A 17346-nucleotide genomic window follows, 5' to 3' on the forward strand; every position below is an offset into this window, starting at 1 on the left:
TGGGGGGGGGGTGCCGTCGCCGAAGGGGCGGCCACCGAGGGACTCCCGACCGTGCGGGGTGAGCCAGTTGGACAGGTCGGGGCCGAGCGGAACGATCCCGGTCGGGTTGATGTCGCGGTGCACCTCGTAGTAGTGCCGCTTGATGTGGTCGAAGTCGACGGTGTCGCCGAACCCGGGGGTCTGGAACAGGTCCCGGGCGTACGCCCACAGCACCGGCATCTCGCTCAGCTTCTGCCGGTTGCACTTGAAGTGGCCGTGGTAGACCGGATCGAAGCGGACCAGCGTGGTGAACAGCCGTACGTCGGCCTCGGTGATGGTGTCGCCGACCAGGTAGCGCTGGTCGGTCAACCGCTCGGTGAGCCAGTCCAGCCGGTCGAAGAGCTGGTGGTACGCCTTGTCGTACGCCTCCTGGCTGCCCGCGAAACCGCACCGGTAGACGCCGTTGTTGACGTCCCGGAACACCACCGCGTTGACCTCGTCGATCTGCTCCCGCAGGTGCTCGGGGTAGAGCTGCGGGGCGCCCTCGCGGTGGTACGCGCCCCACTGCGTGGACAGGTCCAGGCTCATCTGCGCGTAGTCGTTGGTCACCACCTGCCCGGTCGGCACGTCCACGATCGCCGGCACGGTGATGCCGCGCTCGTAGCCGGGGAAGCGCTTGAAGTAGGCCTCCTGGATGCGCTCGATGCCGAGCACCGGGTCCCGGCCGTCCGGGTCGAGGTCGAAGGTCCAGCTCCGGGCATCGTGGGTCGGGCCGGCCACCGCCATCGAGATGGCGTCCTCCAGACCGAGCAACCGCCGCACGATAATCAGTCGGTTGGCCCACGGGCAGGCCCGGCTGACCGCCAGCCGGTACCGGCCCGGCTCCACCGGATATCCGTCGCGCCCGTCCTGCGTGATCCGGGTGGCGATGTACCGCTGGTCGCGGGTGAACTCGCTCCCCGGCTCGACGTACTTGCCGCCTTTTTCCTCGCCCACGTCACCCTCCCGGTCTGGATCAGTGTGTCTCTACCCCATCCTTACGGATCTACGGCTCAACAGCGGTGCCGGATACCCTGCCGGCATGACGGATGTGGAGGCGGCGGCCCGGCGGTTCATCGCCGACGTGTGGAATGCCCGCCAGGAGGAGTCGGCGTACGAGTTGGTCGCCGAGGAGTGCCCGGGGCTGGGCGGCACCGGGCCGGAGGCCACCCTCGCCTGGCACCGTGAGCGCCGGGCGGCCTTCCCGGACCTGCGCTACAAGATCGTCGACGTGGTCGCGGCCGGCGAGCGGGTGGCCGTGCACTGGAGGGCCGCCGGCACCCACGTCGGGCAGTTCGGGCCGGTACCGCCCACCGGTCAGGTGGTCAGCTACTCGGGGGCGACGTTCCTGCGCTTCGACGCGGCGGGCCGGATCGTCGAGGTGTGGAGCTGCAACGAGCTGTTCCAGTTGCTGCAACAGCTCGGCGTCGAGATGCTCCCACCGGCTGTCGTCAGCGGACCCGGGGCGTGATCCGCCAGTAGGGCGGGTGGACGCTCTGCAGGGCGGCGGTCATGGCAGGTCCTTCCAGGTGCGTTCGTTCTCCCCGCGACCACGGTACGGCCCTGGACCTGTGGGTGGTGGTCGCGCGCGCCGTGGCCACAGGGCAGGATGGTCGACATGAGCGACCCCGGCGAGCGCGGTGACACCAGCGGACGCGGCCTTCCCGGCGCGGGCCTGGTGAAGGGGCTGGCGGTCACCCTCAAGACGATGACCAGCCGTTCGACCACCCAGCAGTACCCGGACGTGGCCCCCGACCTGCCGCCCCGCTCGCGTGGCGTGATCGCCCTGTCCGAGGAGAACTGCACGGTCTGCATGCTCTGCGCCCGCGAGTGTCCGGACTGGTGCATCTACATCGACTCGCACAAGGAGGAGGTGGCGGTGCCTGGCGCCGCCCGCCCCCGCCAGCGCAACGTGCTCGACAAGTTCGACATCGACTTCTCGCTCTGCATGTACTGCGGCATCTGCATCGAGGTCTGCCCGTTCGACGCGCTCTACTGGTCGCCGGAGTTCGAGTACGCCGAGTACGACATCAAGGACCTGCTGCACGACAAGGACCACCTCGGTCAGTGGATGGCCACGGTTCCGCCGCCGCCCGCGCACGACCCGAACGGCGAGCCGGCCAAGGAGGAGACGTCCGCCGCCCGCAAGGCGGCCGCGGCCCGTCCCGCTCCGCCAGCGGTACGCCCCGACGCCGACCAGGACCCGGCGTCGTGAGCGCCCGAGCCGGAAGGGCGCCCCGATGACCGGCGCGGACGTGCTGCTGCTCGCCCTCGGCGCGGTGGCGGTCGGTGCCGGCGTGCTGGTGGTGACCACGAAACACCTGGTCCGGGCCGGGCTCTACCTGGTGGTGTGTCTGGGCGCGTTGGCCGGTGACTTCCTGGTGCTCAGCGCCGAGTTGGTGGCGTGGGTGCAGGTGTTGATCTACGTGGGCGCGGTGGTGGTCCTGCTGCTGTTCGCGGTGATGCTGACCCGGGCTCCGATCGGCGCCTCCGACGACCTGGACCGGCCCGGTTGGCCAGCCGCGCTGATCGGTGGCGGCGCCGGGCTGGGGCTGACCGCCCTGCTGGTCGACGCGTACCGCTGGAGCACCGTCACGCTGCCGCACGCCGGCACCGCCGAGCGGTTGGGCGAGCAGATCTTCCAATCCTGGGTGCTGCCGTTCGAGGTGCTCTCGGTGCTGCTGCTCTCCGCCCTGGTGGGCGCGATCGTGCTGTCCCGTCCGGACATCGGCCGAGCTGCCCCGCACCGCGACGGCACGGCAGCGGACCTGGTCGACAGCGAGCCCGGGGGGCGCCGGTGAGGCCGGTCATCCCGTACGTCACCGCCGCGCTGCTGTTCGGCCTCGGCGTGTACGGCGTACTGCGCCGCCGCAACGCGGTGCTGGTGCTGATGTCGGTCGAGTTGATGCTCAACGCGGTCAACCTGATCCTGGTCACCGCTGACACCACCGCCCGCGCCGTGCTCCCGCACTCGGGGCAGGTCTTCGCGTTGTTCGTCATCGTCCTCGCCGCCGCCGAGATCGGGGTGGGGCTGGCGATCGTCCTTCAGCTCTACCGGCTGCGGGCGACCGTCGCCGTGGACGACGTGCCGCTGACCGAGTCGCCGGACCCCGTCACCGGCCGCGAGCCGGCCGTCGTGGACTCGGAGGCGGGCCGGTGACCGGGCTGCTCGGGGCGCTGCTGCCCGCCGTACCGCTGGTCGCCGGCCTGCTCGGTCTGCTGCTGCCACCGGCCCCCCGGCGCGACAGCGCGACCGGCGGTGACCGGGCCCGGACGGCCGCCGTGACGCTCGGCGTCGCCGGTGCGGCCGGTGCGCTGGCGCTGGCCGTCGCCTTGCTGCTCACTGTCGACGGGCCGACGGAGACGTCGGCCACCTGGGTCGACTTCGGCGGGCTGGCGGTGACCCTCGGCGTACGGCTGGACGGCGCCGCCGCGCTGGTCGCGGTGGCGGTCACCGCGGTCGCCCTCGCCGTGCAGGTCTACTCGATCGGCTACCTGCGGCGCGGTCCCCACGACGACGTCGACGTGGACCACCGCTACCCGCCCTACGCCGCCCAGATCAGCCTCTTCACCGGTGCCATGCTGCTGGTGGTGGTCGCCGGCGACCTGATCATGCTGTTGGTCGGCTGGGAGGTGATGGGCCTCTGCTCGTATCTCCTGATCGCCCACGACCGCCGACTGGCCGGCGCGCCCGCCGCCGCCATGAAGGCGTTCCTGGTGACCCGGGTCGGTGACGTCGGGTTCCTGCTCGGCATCGCGCTGCTGGGCGTGTCGACGGGCAGCTTCCGGATCGCCGACGTCCTCGCCCACGAGCACTCCGGCGCGACGTTGACCGCCGCGGGCCTGCTGCTGCTCGCCGGAGTGGCCGGCAAGAGCGCGCAGTTCCCGCTGCACACCTGGCTGCCGGACGCGATGGCCGGTCCGACCCCGATCTCCGCGCTGATCCACGCCGCGACGATGGTCGCCGCCGGGGTGTACGCGGTGGCCCGGCTCTACCCGCTGTTCACCGCCGCGCCGGTGACGCTGACCGTGCTGGGCGTGCTCGGTGCGATCACGCTGCTGCTCGGCGCGCTCGCCGCCACCGCCCAGGACGACATCAAACGCGTGCTGGCCTGGTCGACAGTGTCCCAACTGGGCTACATGACCGGCGCGCTGGCGGTCGGTTCACCGTCGGCCGCACTGTTCCACCTGCTCACCCATGCCGCCTTCAAGGCGCTGCTGTTCCTCGCCGCCGGCGCGGTGATCCACGCCGTCGGCACCACCCTCATGTCGGAGATGGGCGGGCTGCGGCGCAGCATGCCGGTGACGTTCTGGTGCACGGTGGTGGGCCTGGGCGCGCTGGCCGGGGTGCCGCCGTTGGCCGGTTTCTGGAGCAAAGACGGCGTACTGACGGTCGCCGAGTCGGCCGCGCTGGAGGGCACCGGCCCGGCCCCGTCCTGGGTGGGCTGGATCGTCTGGATCGCCGGGCTGGTCGGCGTGGCGATCACCGCCTGGTACGCGGGTCGGCTGCTGCTGCGCGCCTTCTTCGGCACCCCGCGCCTGCCCCTGGTCCAGCCGCACGACCCGCCGGCCGTGCTGCGCTGGCCGGTGCTGCTGCTGGCCGTGCCGGCCGCACTGCTCGGTCTGGCCGGGTTCGTCGGGGCGTTCGCCGACCGCCTGCGGTTCCCCACCGTCCCGGTGGCGGGCTCCGAGGACGGCCTGGTCCACCTGGGGTCGGGGGTGCTGCTGCCGCTCGCGTTCCTGCTGCTCGGCGCCGCGCTGGTGGCGCTGGGCTGGCGGCGCGACCCGGCCGCCGACCCGGCCGCGGCGCTGGGTCCGCTGCGGCCGGTCTTCGCCCGCGCGTTCCGGCTCGACGACGTCCAGCACACACTTGTCGTACGCCCCGTCCGCGCGCTGGCCCGCGCCGCGCGCGCCGGCGACGAGGTGGTGGTAGACGGCGCGGTCGAGGGCAGCGGGCGAGCCGCGTCCGGTCTGGGCGCGGGGCTGGCCGCGCTGCACCGCGCGGCGCTGCCCCGGGCCGCCGCCGGCGTACTGGCCGGCGCGCTGCTGATCGGCCTGGCCGCCGCCCTGGTTGGAGCCAACCAGTGAGCGTGAGGAGTGAGCCGGGTTTGCGAGCCCCGCAGTCGCGAACAGAGGCGGTCCAGTGAGCGTGAGGAGTGAGCCGGGTCTGCGAGCCCCGCAGTCGCGAACAGAGGCGGTCCAATGACGTTGGGGCAGGTGTTGCTGGTCGCGGTGCTGGCGGTGCCGGCGCTGGGTGCGGTAGCGGTGGCGGCGACGCCCCGGGACCGAGCGGCCCGGCTGGTCGGCACGATCGCGGCGGCGTTGACCCTGCTGGCCGCGGTGCCGCTGGTGTTCGGCGGTCGGGGCTGGGTCGCCTGGTCGGCGGACGCGCCGGCGGTGCGCCCGTGGCACCAACTGGACCTGCCCTGGGTGCCCGGTCTGGAGCTGCGCTTCCATCTCGGCGTCGATGGCATCTCCTGGCCGCTCGTGGTGTTGACCGCGCTGCTCACGTTGCTCTGCTGCGCGTACACGATGTGGCGGGTGCCGGACGGCGGCAGCGGCCGGGCGCTCGTCGCGTTGCTGCTGGTGGTCGAGGTGGGCATCCTGGGCACCTTCCTTGCCCTGGACCTGGTGTTGTTCTTCCTCTTCTTCGAGGTCGTCCTGCTGCCGATGTACGCGATCATCGCCGGCTGGGGTGGGGCGGACCGGCGTCGGGCGGCCCGGAAGTTCGCCCTCTACACGCTGTTCGGCTCGGTGCTGCTGCTGGTCGGTGTGTACGTCGTGGTCGCCGCCGCCGGCACCGCCGACCTGGTGACACTGACCGGTGGCGCGGGGATGTCCCGGGGCACCCAGTTGGCCGCGTTCACACTGCTCGCGTTGGCGTTCGCGGTGAAGAGCCCGCTGTGGCCGTTGCACTCCTGGCTGCCCGACGCGCACACCCAGGCGCCCACGGTGGGCAGTGTCGTGTTGGCCGGTGTGCTGCTCAAGATGGGCACGTACGGCCTGATCCGGGTAGCGGTGGGGGTGGCGCCGGAGGGCGCCCGTTGGGCGGCGCCGGTGCTCGGCGTGCTCGCCGTCGCCGCGATCCTGATCGGTTCGCTGGTCTGCCTGGCCCAGTCGGACGTGAAGCGGCTCATCGCGTACTCCAGCGTGGGGCACATGGGCTTCGTGCTGCTGGGCGTCGCCACGCTGACCGCCACCGGCATCCAGGCGGCGTTGATCGGCAACGTCGCGCACGGTGTGATCACCGGCCTGCTGTTCTTCCTGGCCGGGGCGGTGAAGGACCGTACCGGCACGGGCACCCTCGCCGAGCTTTCCGGGCTGCGGGAGACCGCGCCCCGGTTGGCGGGTCTGCTCGCGTTCGCGGCGATCGCGTCACTGGGCCTGCCCGGGCTGGCCGGTTTCTGGGGCGAGGCGTTCGCGGTGATCGCCGCCGTGCAGGTGGGCGGCCCGCTCTGGACCACTCTCGGTGTGCTGGCGGCGGTCGGTGGGGCGCTCACTGCCGCGTACTTCCTGCGGTTGCTGCGCCAGGTCACCCACAACCGGCCGAGCCCCGCCGTCGGTCAGGTCGGCCCCGGTCTGGCCGGTGCGGAGCTGACCGCCTGGGTGCCGCTGGTGCTGCTCGCGTTGGCCATCGGGTTGGCGCCGACGCTGGTCCTCGGCGTCGCCGAGGCCCCCGTCGACGCCCTGATCGGAGTGGTTTCCCGGTGAGCGCGAGGAGTGCAGCGGAGCGGAGCCCCGCGGTCGCGAACGAAGGCGGGCATCGGTGAGCGCGAGGAGTGCAGCGGAGCGGAGCCCCGCAGTCGCGAACGAAGGCGAGCCCCGATGAACGTCGTGCAGAGCGTGGACAGCGTCGCGCTGCTGCCGGCCTACCTGGCCGCCGGCACGGCCGTACTCGTGCTCATCACCGATCTGCTCGTGGCCCGGCCACGGGCCACCATCGCCGTGGCCGCGCTCGGCGCGCTCGGCACCGCCGTCGGCTCCGCGCTGGTCGGGGCGGGTGCGGAACGGCGGACGTTCTGCGTGGGCGCCGACTGCTCCTGGATCTTCGGCGGTCGCGCGGCCCTGGTCGCCGTGGTGGTCGCGCTGATCACGGTGGGCGTGCTCGGGCTGTCGGTGCCCGCGCTGCGGGCCGGACGGTCACCGGTCGGGGAGTACGCATTCCTGTTGGCCTGCTCGATGACCGGCGGCGTCGTGCTCGGCGCGGCCGGCGACCTGATCACGCTGATCGTCGCCCTGGAGACGCTGACCCTGCCGCTGTACGTGCTGGTCGGCCTGCGCCGGGGGAGCCTCGCGAGCGCCGAGGCGGCGGTGACCTTCTTCGTGGTCAGCGTGGTGGCGACCACGCTGACCCTGCTCGGCGCGGCACTGCTGTACGCGGTGACCGGTGGGCTGCACCTGGACCGGCTCGGCGCGTTGCTCGCCGAGCAGCCGGAGCTGCGGGACCTGCCGTTGACCACTGCCGCGGTGGCGGTGCTGCTGGTCGGCCTGGCCTTCAAGGTGGCGGCGGTGCCGTTCCACGCCTGGGCACCGGCCACCTACGACGGTGCGCCGCTGCCGGTGGCCGCGTACCTGTCCACCGCGTCGAAGCTGGGCGGCCTGGTCGCCCTGCTCGCCGTCGTGCAACGGGCGCTGCCGGCGGACCAGACCGGTCCGGTGCTCGCCCTGCTCGCCGTGCTCACCATGACCGTCGGCAACCTGGTCGCGCTGCGTCAGCGGCGGACCGTCCGGCTGCTCGCCTGGTCGTCCGTCGCGCAGGCCGGGTACATCCTCGCCCCGCTGGGAGCGTTGGCTCTGGCCGCCGGACGCACGGACGAGGCACGGTCCGCCGCGTACGCCGCCGCCATGGCGTACGCCGTCTTCTTCGTGGTGTTGGAGCTGGCCGCGTTCGCCGGAGTGACCGCGCTGCGGCCGGCGGGTGCGGACGGCGGCACGCTGGACGACCTGCGCGGGGCAGCCCGCCGGCACCCGTGGCGAGCTGCGGCGTTCGGCCTCGCGCTGGTGGGTCTGGCTGGTCTGCCGCCAGGGCTGGCCGGCCTGTTCGCGAAGGTGACAGTGGTCCGGGCGCTGCTGGACGGTGGCGCTGCCTGGCTGGCGCTGGTGGTGGCGCTGAACGCCGTGATCGGGCTCGCCTACTACCTGCGGGTGACCGCCGCGCTCTGGGCACCGACGCCCCTCGCCGCCCCGAACGTCGGCGGTGCCGCGGCCGTACCCGTGGTGGGTGTGGTGGGTGTGGTGCTGGCGGTGGTGACGGTGGCCACCGTGGTGCTGGGCGTCGCCCCGCAGCTGGTGCTCGACCTGGCCGGCCGTTGACCTGACCTGCGACTTCGGTCTCAGTGAACTCTCAGCGTTGTAACGGATGGTTGGCGGGTACCGGGTTGTTGAACCGGTCAGCGGATCCCGGCGATCCGTGCACCGAAGGAGACATCGTGCACCACAACCGTCTGAAGACCGCAGCGCTGCTCGGCCTGCTCAGCGCCCTGATCCTGGCGGTGGGCTACTGGTTCGGCGGCAGCGGCGGTCTGGTCATCGCCGTCGTCGTGTCTCTTGTCATGAACGGCGTCACCTACTTCTACTCCGACAAGCTCGCGCTGCGCTCGATGGGGGCGCAACCGGTCACCGAGGCACAGTTCCCCGAGCTGTACCGGATGGTCCGGGAGTTGGCCACCGACGCCCGGCAGCCGATGCCGCGGCTCTACGTCAGCCCCACCGCGCAGCCCAACGCGTTCGCCACCGGTCGTAACCCGCAGCACGCGGCCGTCTGCGTGACGCAGGGCATCACCGAGATCCTCGACTACCGTGAGCTGCGCGGCGTGATCGGGCACGAGTTGTCCCACGTCTACAACCGGGACATCCTGATCTCCAGCGTGGCGGCCGGCCTGGCCAGCATCATCACCCTGCTGGCGAACCTCGCCTTCTTCATCCCGCTGGGCGGCGGGGATGACGAGGACCGACCCAACCCGGCTGTGCTGCTGCTCACCCTGATCCTGGGCCCGATCGCGGCCACGGTGATCCAGTTGGCGATCAGCCGGAGCCGCGAGTTCCAGGCGGACGCCTCTGGCGCCGAGCTGAGCCGCGACCCGCTGGCCCTGGCCAGCGCGCTCCGCAAGATCGACGCGGTGGCCCGACGTCGGCCGTTGCCGGCCCAGGGCCAGCTCACCAGCACCGCCCACCTCATGATCGCCAACCCGTTCCGGGGCGGCGGCATGGCAGCGCTCTTCTCCACCCACCCGAAGATGGAGGACCGCGTCGCCCGGCTGGAGCAGATGGCCCGCAACTCGGGGCCGGTGCAGTTCCAACGCTGACCCGCTGATCCACCGCATCCGCCCGTACCCGGCCAGCGCCGGGTACGGGCGGAGTGCTGTATTTCCGTTGTCTGCCGGCCGGGCGCTGGCGTTAGGGTCGTAACGGCTCACGCTCATTACATCCTCGGGAGGTTCACGGTGACCGCGCTGCGTCAGTACCTGGGTGTCTGGCGGATCCCCGGCGCGCCCATGCTGCTGATCACCGGCATCATCGGGCGGCTCGGAATCGGCATGACCCCGCTGGCGCTGCTCCTGGTCGTCGAGCAGGTGACCGGGCGCTACTCACTGGCCGCCGTCGCCGGCGGCATCTACGCCCTCGCCGGTGCAGCGCTCAGCCCGGTGGCCGGACGGATCGCCGACCGGGTCGGTCCCAGCCCCGTCCTGCTGCTCACCGCCGTGGCCCACCCGCTGGCGCTCATCGGGCTGCTGTTGGCCAGCCGCTCCGGCGACGACGCGCTCCCCGTCATCTACCTCGCCGCAGGCGTGGCCGGCGCCACCTACCCGCCGCTCAGCGCCGCCATCCGAGGCGCCTGGAACGACCTGACCGGCCCCAACTCCGGCCGATACCACCTCCGCAACACGGCTCTGGCCGCCGAGACCACGCTGTTCGAAATCGTCTTCGTCCTCGGTCCACTGCTCGTCGCCGGGTTCGTCCTCGTCGCCGACGCGGCGGCCGCGCTGATCGGTGCGGCCGTGGTCACCCTGGTCGGCACGACCGCCGTGGCCCTCGGCCGGGTCATGCGCGGCTGGCGTCCGCACCCGCAGGAACACCACGCCCGTGGGCTCGGCCCGCTACGGGTCTCCGGCTTCCCAGCCCTGCTGATCTGCGTCGCCGGCCTGGGCATCGCATTCGGGGCCGCCGGTGTGATCGTGCCGGCATTCGCGAGCGACCACGCCACCGGCGACCCGGAGAGCCTCGCGGGCATCCTGCTCGCGGTCTGGGGGGTCGGCAGTGCCATCGGTGGACTCTGGTTCGGCGTCCGCAAGCCAGCACCGAACATGACCCGGCAGTTCGCCCTGCTGCTCGCCGCGCTGGCCGCCACCTTCGCCGTGTTCGCGGTGATGCCCACCCCGCTCGCGCTGGGTGTCGCGCTGGTCGCCGGCGGGGCCACCATCGCGCCCGCGCTGACCCTGGAGAACACCCTGGTCGGCCGGATCGCCCCGACCGGCATGTTGAACGAGGCGTACACCTGGGTGGTCACCGTCGCGGTGGCGTCGAGCGCCGCCGGCGGCTCGGTGGCCGGCGTGATCGTGGACCACGCCGGCGGCGTCCGCTGGGCGTTCCTGTTCGCCGGGGCGGCGGTCGCCGTCGGGGCCGCGGTCGCCGCACTACCCGCCGGGCCCATCGCCCGCGCGGAAACCACAGCGGTACGCGCCGAACACCCCGTGCCCGTCTGACCTGCTGGCTTCTGGCTGTCTTCCCTGCGGCTTCGTGCCGGCTTGACTCGCGCGGCTTCCTGTTGGCTTGATCCGCGCGGCTTCCTGTTGGCTTGATCCGCGCGGCTTCCTGTTGGCTTGACTCGCGCGGCTTCCTGTTGGCTTGATCCGCGCGGCTTCCTGTCGGCTTGATCCACCCGGGTTCCGCCCGCCTATCCTGGGTCCATGGCCAAGGTTCTATATTCGGCGACGGCGTCGCTCGACGGCTACATCGCCGGCCCCGGCGGCGACATGTCGTGGCTGACCGACCACCTGGGCGGCGACAACCCGACGGCGGAGCGCCTACTCGACAGCGTCGGCGCGATCCTGGCCGGCAACGGCACATTCGGCGGCGACGACCCCAACCGTGGCACCGACAGCGAAGGCGCCTTCGGCGGCCAGTACCACGGGCCGGTGTTCGTCCTCACCCACCGGCCACCGGCCGAGCCACCCGCGGACGTCGCGTTCGTCGGTGACCTGCACACCGCCGTCGCCCAGGCCAAGGAGGCCGCCGGGGACAGGTACGTCAACATCCTCGGCGCCAACGTCGCCAAGCAGTGCATCGAGGCCGGGCTGCTCGACGAGGTCCTCATGTTCTTCGCCCCGGTGCTGCTCGGCGACGGGGTGCGCATGTTCGACCACCCCGGCGGCACCAAAGTGCGGTTGGAGTCGCTGCCCGGCGAGACCGAGCACTGGTACCGCGTCGTCTACTGAGCTGTCGCGCAGACAATGGGAGCTGGCGGCCCACTGCGCCGCGCACTGGGCCGCCGTCGCCAGCAGCGTGGGCCACGAGCAAGAGGCGACCGTGCTTGCGCTCTGTCCACGCACTCGTATGGTCGACGGACTCCGTGCGGAGTCAGCCTGACCGGCGGGGTGAGTCGACGCCGACCTGGGTGGGTCGACGCCGACTCGGGCGGGTGACTTCCTCAGCTTCAGTGGGCCTGATGCCTGCTCATCGGGTGGCGTCCCCGGTTCGTCTGGGCTTGACGCCTGCTCGGCGGTTGGCGTCCCTGGTTCGGGTGGGGTTGAGTCCGGCTCGGGTGGGTCGGAGAGGGCCGCCGAGGTCCGTCGTGAGTGACGAACGACGGCTGCTCGGCTGGCCGCATGCCGCCGGCCCGATCGCCCAGCCGGCCAGAAGTCCCTACCTGTAGTTGTTGAACTGGAGGGATACCGCCCGCTACCAGCCAGAACGTAGCCATGATCGCTGTTAGGCCGTCGCCAGGCCGTCCGAGGGTGACCCGAACACCTTGTCCACAGCACGCCGTGTGCGGTCCTCGCTGGTCGGCATTAAATGCGTGTACGTGCGCAGGGTGAAGCCCGGGTCGGCGTGGCCCAGGTACTCCGAGAGCGCCTTGACGCTCTCCCCAGCGTCGAGAAGGACCGAGGCGTAGAAGTGCCGCAGCGCGTGCATCCCGGTGGCCCGTGAGGACTGAATTCCGGCAGCCGCCAACGCGTGATGCCAGGAGTCCCGGTTGAATGTGTGCCGGTCCATCGCGACGTTTGTGCGCCCGTGGACGACCAGATTGGCCGTGACCGGAGCGCCGCCGGGTACCTCCCAAGGCAGCGTCACCGGCACCGGAGGGAACGCCTCCAGGTGACTGGTAAGGGCAGTCCCCACCGACACGGGCAACGGGATGTCTCGCGTCTTGCGACCCTTGGGCAGCGCATAGACGAGCCGGCTACCTACGATCTTCAACTGACGGACGACATGCAGGGTGCCCCGAAGGAGGTCGATGTCTTCCACGGCCAGGGCTAGAACTTCACCTTGACGAAGTCCGCAGCCCGCGCCCAGGTCGACGGCGACCCGGTAGCGCGCCGGCAGGCCGGCACGGATGCCGAGCACCTGTTCCCGGGACCAGGGCACCACTTTGCGGGGCGGCACCTTCGGCGGCCGGACAGTCTTCGCGTGGCACGGGTTCCGACCGATCCGACCGTCGTCGACAGCCGCGTTGAGGATCGTGGCGACATTGCTGTAGGCGACGACGCGGTAGGTGGCCGCCAGGCCGCGCTGCTGTAGTGAGCGGTCCAGCTCGCGCAGGTGAGTCGGCAGGATCGCGGCGAGGGACCGGCTACCGAGGAACGGAAGGATGTGCCGACGTAGCCGCCGCTCCGTTGCCTCCCGGGTCGACTCGTCGAAGGTCTGTGCAGCCAACCACTGCTCGGCGTACTGACGAAACGTCAGCTTCCCGGCGGCCGGGTCAATGTAGGTGCCCCGCAACTTGTCGGATTCCACCGAGACGAGGAATGCCTCAGCGGCCCGCTTTTCCTTGTCAGGAAAGGACTTCGACCGCTCCCGACCATCCGGCGCGATGTATCGCACCCGGTAACGAAGCCCCTTCCCATGGAGGGATGTCTTGACCCGTTCCGACTTGCCCTCTGGGCGGACAACCGTCTTGAACCAGCGATCTTCGACGTGAGCCAACGACGTCTCTCCCCTCAGGCTGCGGCTTGCTGCTCGAACCAGGCCCGGACGGCGTCCGGGTCGTAACGCAGATGACGACCGACGCGGCCGGCGGGCGGACCTATCCGGCGCTTGCGCCAGGTGTAGAGGGTCTGGACCGGGACGCCGAGGTAGGCCGATACGTCGTCGACGGTCCAAAGCGTGAGGGGTTTTGCGGTGGTCATGTCGTCTCCTGTGAGTGAGCGGTGATCAGGCGGCAGCCGGCGCGGTGCCGGCAGGGGTGGTGCTGAGTTCGTGGGCGAGTTCTTCGCGGCCGGTGGTTCGTCGTTCGCGGGCGAGGGCGGCGGCGGTGTTGGCGAGGAGTGCGTCTCCGGTGGTGTGCCAGCCGACGCCGGCGAAGGTGAGGGTGCCGACGATGAGCGTCGTGTCTTCGTCGAGGTGGTCGACGGCGCGGAGGGTGCCGGGCTGATCGTCGGCCTGGTGCTCGTGCTCGTGGCGTCGGTAGGTGACGCGGGTGTCGCGCAGGAGTTGGAAGGTGACGGAGTAGCGGCGGGCTTTGGTGAGGAAGTGGCCGCCGAAGCCGAGCATGTGCGCCCAGCGGCGCAGCCGGGCGTAGGGATTGGTGGCCTGTGGTCTGCTGGCCGGTTGGGTGTCAAGGGCGGCTTGACGGTGGGCGACGCAGACGGGGCAGGCGGGGTATCGGGTGTGGGTGCCACAGTCGGGGCATTCCCAGCGCTTCACGTAGCCGGGTGTGGGCCGGTGGTCCCGGGGCCGTTCCGAGAGGGGGACGGGTGTGGTGGTGGGTCGGCCGGTGTGCCAGCAGGCGTTGATGAGGCGGGCGGTGTGGTCGCCGTCGGGGTCGGCGTAGTCGCCGATTGAATCGGCGTCGAGCCTGACGGAGCGGTGCCCGGTTACCTCGGTGCTTTTGGTGGCGTACTTGGCAAGGTATCCCGCGACCATGCTGTCAGTGACGTCACCGTCTCCGGTGAGGCTGATGGGTCGGATGTCGAGGCCCTTACCCGGGTCACCCCAGGCGACCGGCCAGCCGCCAGGCTGGTCAGGGTGGGTCGGGGTGGTGAACGTGACCTGCTCGACAGCGGTGCGGATCGCGTCGTCCAGGTCCGCGACGGTGAAGGCAGCCGGCGGTGGGATGACCGCGGTGGGGTCGTCGGGGTGGACGCCGTCGAGGCGGACCAGGACGTGGAAGTGCACCGCCCCGCGTGCCTGGAACTCGGCCACCTTCCCGTGTGACAGCCGAACCGGCGGGACCGTGCTGATGTTGCCGGAGGCGGTGACGACGTGGACGCGGGGGATGCCCCGGCGGCGGGCAACCTTGGCGAGGTGACGTTCCGCAGCTTGCTTGGTGCGGTGCCACAGCTCCCCGGAGAAGAGGTTCCACACGACTTGGTGGGTGTGGTCGTAGCAGTCCAGACACAACGGCTGCCCGAGGATGGCGTCACCGGTTTCGTGCCTGGCCCAGCAGACGGCGGGTCGGCCGTGCTCGCAGAGTCCGGTGTCGCGGCGGGCGTGACAGGGCTCAGCGCGGCAGTCGCAACGCTTCCGGTTGCCGCAGGTGTGCCGCTTAACCGCCCGGGTGTGCACGGTCCCGAAGGACGGTGCGGTGAAAGTGGCGAACACCGCCGGATGTGAGGCGACGGTCTCGGGGACACCCTTGCCGCCAATGAGGCCAGCGCGCAGGAGTTGGAAAGCATCGCGTTGGTAGGTGTGGGCGCAGGCGGGGCAGACGGTGGCGCGGCGGTTGCCGCAGGCGGTGTAGATGGCGGCATCGGGCATGGCGTCGGTGTGCCGGGCGTCGAGGATGCGGCCGGTGCCCTGCTCGACGGTGAGGAGTTGGCCGGCGAGGCGGATGGGTCGGGTGCAGCCGGCGGCGGCGCGGACGTGTTCCAGCCAGCCGAAGTAGTCCGGCTTGGTGGCTCGGGTGAAGGCAGAGCCTTCGGCGGTGTAGTCGTGGACGGGGATGGTGTCGGCGTTCGAGCCCACACCCCGGGCCAGAGCGGTCCGGGGTGTGAGGTCCAGCGTCGAGGCCATCAGCCGCGTACCTCGGTGAGGTGGCGGGTGGTGATGGTGTGTTCGGTGACGATGACCCGGCAGGCGCCGCACTGGCGCTTGACCGGTTCGTGCCTGCGGCACGGGATCAATGCGGTGGTGTCGCCGCAGCGGATGGTGACCGGTGCCCGGCAAGGACCACCAGGGATGACGTCGACCAGGGTCCGGCGGATGTCGAACGGGTGGGCGTCGGGGTAGGCGGGGCAGGTGTGGGTGACCTGCTCGATGTCGACCAGAACGATGGTCATCGGACACCACCGATGGTGGCCAGGAGCTGCCCGGCGACGGCCGGGCTGATGTCGAGGCGGTCGGCCAGCTCGGTGGGCGTGATTGGTGCTCCGGTGGCCTGTTGGTGCTGCACGGCTGCGAACCGGGCGGTAGGCAGCAGGTGGGCGGGGACGTCGACCGGCTCCGAGGCCGGCACGGTGACGGGGTCCGGCTCGACGGCCGGGGTCGGCTCGGGAGCCAGGGTGATGGCGGCCGGTGGAGCCGGCTCGGTGGTGACCTGCTCGGCCACCTGAACGCGGATCGGCTGCCCCGGCTCAGAGGGAGCCGTCATGGGTTGCGCGGTGGGTGCGGGGGCGAGGACGAGTTTGACCAGGGCCATGAACGCCAGCGCGGGAACCGCCGAGAGAAGCCACCCGGACGGTCCGGGCTTGGCGACCGCGAGTTGGGCGGCGAGGGAGAGGCCGGCGGCGGCGATGAGCAGGACAATCGGGTAGCCGATGGGAGCGCCGGTGCGGCGGCGTCGGCGGATGGTGAGCAGGGCGGCGATGGGGACGAGTTCGGAGATGACGGCGTTGGCCCAGCCGAACCATCCCGGGGTGTTGTCGGGGCTGTTGGCCATGGTCCAGTCGTGAACGTGGGTGAACGAGGCGGCCCCGGCGGAGCCGCCGACGGCGATGAGGATGAGGACCAGGACCAGGCCCTCCAAGCGGGTGCCGGCGCTGGCCGGAGTGGTGGTGGTCATTGGTGGCCTCCGTGGCAGTCGAGGCAGCAGCCGTAGCGGCGGGGGATGTAGTAGGGCTTCACCTGCTCGCAGTGGCGGCAGGTGCGGCGCGCGAGTAGGGCTTTGGCGATGGCCTCCCGCTGTGCGGGGGTGGCGGTGCGCTTCGCCTTGGCGAGGTCAGCGCGGTAGAGGTAGGCGACCCGGCGGTTGCTGCGGTGTCGCCAGAGGATCTGGGCGACCGGGTCGTGTCCGCCGGGGCGGAGGCCGGCGGCGCGGAGCTGCCGCAGGGTGGCCAGGCCGGTAGGGGCGCAGTGGTAGGGGAAGGTGGGGAATCCGTAGCGGGTGCCGAGCGGGTCGTAGAACTCGACCCGGATGCCGGTGCGGTCGGCCAGGTTGTCGAGGTCGACGGCGCGTAGGTCGGTCATGGCTTGTCACCGCCCCAGCGCTGTTGGGCGGCTTGGCGGGTGATGCCGAGGCGGGAGCCTATTTCGGCCCAGGAGTAGCCGAACGCGCGCAGGCCGATCACGGCTTCTCCGATGGCGTCGTCGATGACGGTGGAGAGGGCGATGAGGTCGCGGAGTGCTTCGACGTCTCCGGTGGCGACGCGGCGGCCGTGGGCGCGGATGATGCGCCGAGCGAAGCCGGCGAACTGGTCGTTCTCGACCACGTCCCGACGCCGTTGCCGTGGCAGGTTGGGCGTCAAGGACTTCTTGACGGTGTTCATCGGATCTCACCTCCGTTGGTGCGGAGGGAGTCCCACTCGTTGGCAGCCGCCGTCAGGGCGGTGATGACCTGCTCGACGGTGCGGGCGGGGTCGTCGTTCCACGAGTAGGGAGAGGTGTGCTCGTCGAGCAGGTAGCCGTCCTCGTCGATGTGGAAGACCGGGGCGGTGGTGTCGAGGTAGTCGACGAACACGCCCAGGGCGGCGAGGTAGTCGGCGAGGGCGTCGGGGTCGAGTTGGGAGAAGTGCTCGACGGTGTGTCCGGCGCAGGCGATGCCGATGGCCCCGGCGGCGCAGGCCGGCGGGGTGAGGGTGTCGGGGGTCTTGGCGTAGTAGGTGCCCTGGTGCCAGCCGTGCCGGCGCAGGTAGAGGGCAGCCATCCGCAGCAGATCGGCCGGTGTGACCTGGATCTGTGTGGGTGGGTTTTGGGTAGCCTTCATGGCAACCACGTCCTTTCAGTAGGGCGGTT

At 71.3% G+C, this 17346-nt stretch carries 19 protein-coding genes; 10 read left to right on the top strand and 9 right to left on the bottom strand.

Features of this window, described 5'->3' with window-relative positions:
• The coding region (locus tag DLJ58_RS21125) for a glutathione S-transferase family protein (RefSeq protein ID WP_124858750.1) at nt 1-975 on the bottom strand (975 nt) is incomplete at its 3' end.
• 85 nt (nt 976-1060) lie between these two features.
• On the opposite strand from DLJ58_RS21125, the gene DLJ58_RS21130 reads away from it, so the two are divergent.
• From DLJ58_RS21130 to DLJ58_RS21175, 10 genes are all read left to right on the top strand, one after another.
• Nucleotides 1061-1489, top strand: a complete 429-nt coding sequence (locus tag DLJ58_RS21130; RefSeq protein WP_124858751.1) for an ester cyclase — start codon at nt 1061-1063, stop codon at nt 1487-1489.
• Between the two features lie 138 nt (nt 1490-1627).
• Nucleotides 1628-2233: a NuoI/complex I 23 kDa subunit family protein gene (locus tag DLJ58_RS21135; RefSeq protein ID WP_124858752.1), complete on the top strand. Its 606-nt coding sequence runs from the start codon at nt 1628-1630 to the stop codon at nt 2231-2233.
• A 25-nt stretch (nt 2234-2258) separates the two neighbouring features.
• Nucleotides 2259-2819, top strand: coding sequence for an NADH-quinone oxidoreductase subunit J family protein (locus DLJ58_RS21140; RefSeq protein ID WP_124858753.1), 561 nt, complete (start codon nt 2259-2261; stop codon nt 2817-2819).
• On the top strand, nt 2816-3178 hold the full coding sequence (nuoK, locus tag DLJ58_RS21145; protein WP_124858754.1) for an NADH-quinone oxidoreductase subunit NuoK: 363 nt from the start codon (nt 2816-2818) through the stop codon (nt 3176-3178). Before DLJ58_RS21140 ends, nuoK begins: the two co-directional genes overlap by 4 nt.
• Nucleotides 3175-5106 (top strand): NADH-quinone oxidoreductase subunit 5 family protein, encoded by a 1932-nt coding sequence (locus DLJ58_RS21150; protein WP_124858755.1) that lies wholly within the window; start codon nt 3175-3177, stop codon nt 5104-5106. Before nuoK ends, DLJ58_RS21150 begins: the two co-directional genes overlap by 4 nt.
• A gap of 114 nt (nt 5107-5220) precedes the next feature.
• Nucleotides 5221-6729, top strand: a complete 1509-nt coding sequence (locus DLJ58_RS21155; protein WP_124858756.1) for a complex I subunit 4 family protein — start codon at nt 5221-5223, stop codon at nt 6727-6729.
• A gap of 114 nt (nt 6730-6843) precedes the next feature.
• Nucleotides 6844-8331 (top strand): NADH-quinone oxidoreductase subunit N, encoded by a 1488-nt coding sequence (locus DLJ58_RS21160; protein ID WP_124858757.1) that lies wholly within the window; start codon nt 6844-6846, stop codon nt 8329-8331.
• A gap of 116 nt (nt 8332-8447) precedes the next feature.
• Nucleotides 8448-9323, top strand: coding sequence for a zinc metalloprotease HtpX (htpX, locus tag DLJ58_RS21165; RefSeq protein WP_124858758.1), 876 nt, complete (start codon nt 8448-8450; stop codon nt 9321-9323).
• Between the two features lie 138 nt (nt 9324-9461).
• Nucleotides 9462-10721: an MFS transporter gene (locus DLJ58_RS21170; RefSeq protein WP_124858759.1), complete on the top strand. Its 1260-nt coding sequence runs from the start codon at nt 9462-9464 to the stop codon at nt 10719-10721.
• Nucleotides 10722-10925: 204 nt separating this feature from the next.
• Nucleotides 10926-11453 (top strand): dihydrofolate reductase family protein, encoded by a 528-nt coding sequence (locus DLJ58_RS21175; protein ID WP_124858760.1) that lies wholly within the window; start codon nt 10926-10928, stop codon nt 11451-11453.
• A 493-nt stretch (nt 11454-11946) separates the two neighbouring features.
• On the opposite strand, the gene DLJ58_RS21180 is transcribed toward DLJ58_RS21175, so the two are convergent.
• From DLJ58_RS21180 to DLJ58_RS21215, 8 genes are all read right to left on the bottom strand, one after another.
• Complete coding sequence (locus DLJ58_RS21180) at nt 11947-13059, bottom strand: tyrosine-type recombinase/integrase (RefSeq protein WP_244219064.1); 1113 nt, start codon at nt 13057-13059, stop codon at nt 11947-11949.
• 116 nt (nt 13060-13175) lie between these two features.
• Entirely contained in the window at nt 13176-13364 is a 189-nt protein-coding gene (locus DLJ58_RS21185; RefSeq protein ID WP_124858762.1) for a helix-turn-helix domain-containing protein, read from the bottom strand.
• A gap of 25 nt (nt 13365-13389) precedes the next feature.
• A complete protein-coding gene (locus DLJ58_RS21190; RefSeq protein ID WP_124858763.1) occupies nt 13390-15189 on the bottom strand; it encodes a replication initiator in 1800 nt (599 codons plus the stop codon).
• The gene (locus DLJ58_RS21195; protein WP_124858764.1) at nt 15189-15455 is read right to left on the bottom strand and encodes a hypothetical protein; all 267 of its coding nucleotides are present in this window, start codon (nt 15453-15455) and stop codon (nt 15189-15191) included. Before DLJ58_RS21195 ends, DLJ58_RS21190 begins: the two co-directional genes overlap by 1 nt.
• Complete coding sequence (locus tag DLJ58_RS21200; RefSeq protein WP_124858765.1) at nt 15452-16177, bottom strand: hypothetical protein; 726 nt, start codon at nt 16175-16177, stop codon at nt 15452-15454. The genes DLJ58_RS21195 and DLJ58_RS21200 overlap by 4 nt, the downstream gene beginning before the upstream one ends.
• Nucleotides 16174-16581 (bottom strand): RRQRL motif-containing zinc-binding protein, encoded by a 408-nt coding sequence (locus DLJ58_RS21205; RefSeq protein WP_124858766.1) that lies wholly within the window; start codon nt 16579-16581, stop codon nt 16174-16176. The genes DLJ58_RS21200 and DLJ58_RS21205 overlap by 4 nt, the downstream gene beginning before the upstream one ends.
• On the bottom strand, nt 16578-16880 hold the full coding sequence (locus DLJ58_RS21210) for a hypothetical protein (RefSeq protein ID WP_124858767.1): 303 nt from the start codon (nt 16878-16880) through the stop codon (nt 16578-16580). The genes DLJ58_RS21205 and DLJ58_RS21210 overlap by 4 nt, the downstream gene beginning before the upstream one ends.
• Nucleotides 16877-17317: a DUF6197 family protein gene (locus DLJ58_RS21215; protein WP_124858768.1), complete on the bottom strand. Its 441-nt coding sequence runs from the start codon at nt 17315-17317 to the stop codon at nt 16877-16879. Before DLJ58_RS21215 ends, DLJ58_RS21210 begins: the two co-directional genes overlap by 4 nt.
• Nucleotides 17318-17346 lie beyond the last annotated feature (29 nt).

The sequence above is a fragment of the Micromonospora arida genome, from assembly GCF_003857035.1.
In the GTDB taxonomy this organism is placed as follows: Bacteria; Actinomycetota; Actinomycetes; order Mycobacteriales; family Micromonosporaceae; genus Micromonospora; species Micromonospora arida.

Bases quoted from the DNA above. Each gene is read 5' to 3' on its own strand.
- DLJ58_RS21200 (WP_124858765.1), bottom strand. From the start codon at position 16,177: ATGACCACCACCACTCCGGCCAGCGCCGGCACCCGCTTGGAGGGCCTG.
- DLJ58_RS21135 (WP_124858752.1), top strand. From the start codon at position 1,628: ATGGTCGACATGAGCGACCCCGGCGAGCGCGGTGACACCAGCGGACGC.
- DLJ58_RS21155 (WP_124858756.1), top strand. From the start codon at position 5,221: ATGACGTTGGGGCAGGTGTTGCTGGTCGCGGTGCTGGCGGTGCCGGCG.
- DLJ58_RS21195 (WP_124858764.1), bottom strand. From the start codon at position 15,455: ATGACCATCGTTCTGGTCGACATCGAGCAGGTCACCCACACCTGCCCC.
- DLJ58_RS21175 (WP_124858760.1), top strand. From the start codon at position 10,926: ATGGCCAAGGTTCTATATTCGGCGACGGCGTCGCTCGACGGCTACATC.
- DLJ58_RS21210 (WP_124858767.1), bottom strand. From the start codon at position 16,880: ATGAACACCGTCAAGAAGTCCTTGACGCCCAACCTGCCACGGCAACGG.
- DLJ58_RS21130 (WP_124858751.1), top strand. From the start codon at position 1,061: ATGACGGATGTGGAGGCGGCGGCCCGGCGGTTCATCGCCGACGTGTGG.
- DLJ58_RS21205 (WP_124858766.1), bottom strand. From the start codon at position 16,581: ATGACCGACCTACGCGCCGTCGACCTCGACAACCTGGCCGACCGCACC.
- DLJ58_RS21190 (WP_124858763.1), bottom strand. From the start codon at position 15,189: ATGGCCTCGACGCTGGACCTCACACCCCGGACCGCTCTGGCCCGGGGT.
- DLJ58_RS21215 (WP_124858768.1), bottom strand. From the start codon at position 17,317: ATGAAGGCTACCCAAAACCCACCCACACAGATCCAGGTCACACCGGCC.
- DLJ58_RS21185 (WP_124858762.1), bottom strand. From the start codon at position 13,364: ATGACCACCGCAAAACCCCTCACGCTTTGGACCGTCGACGACGTATCG.
- DLJ58_RS21140 (WP_124858753.1), top strand. From the start codon at position 2,259: ATGACCGGCGCGGACGTGCTGCTGCTCGCCCTCGGCGCGGTGGCGGTC.
- DLJ58_RS21160 (WP_124858757.1), top strand. From the start codon at position 6,844: ATGAACGTCGTGCAGAGCGTGGACAGCGTCGCGCTGCTGCCGGCCTAC.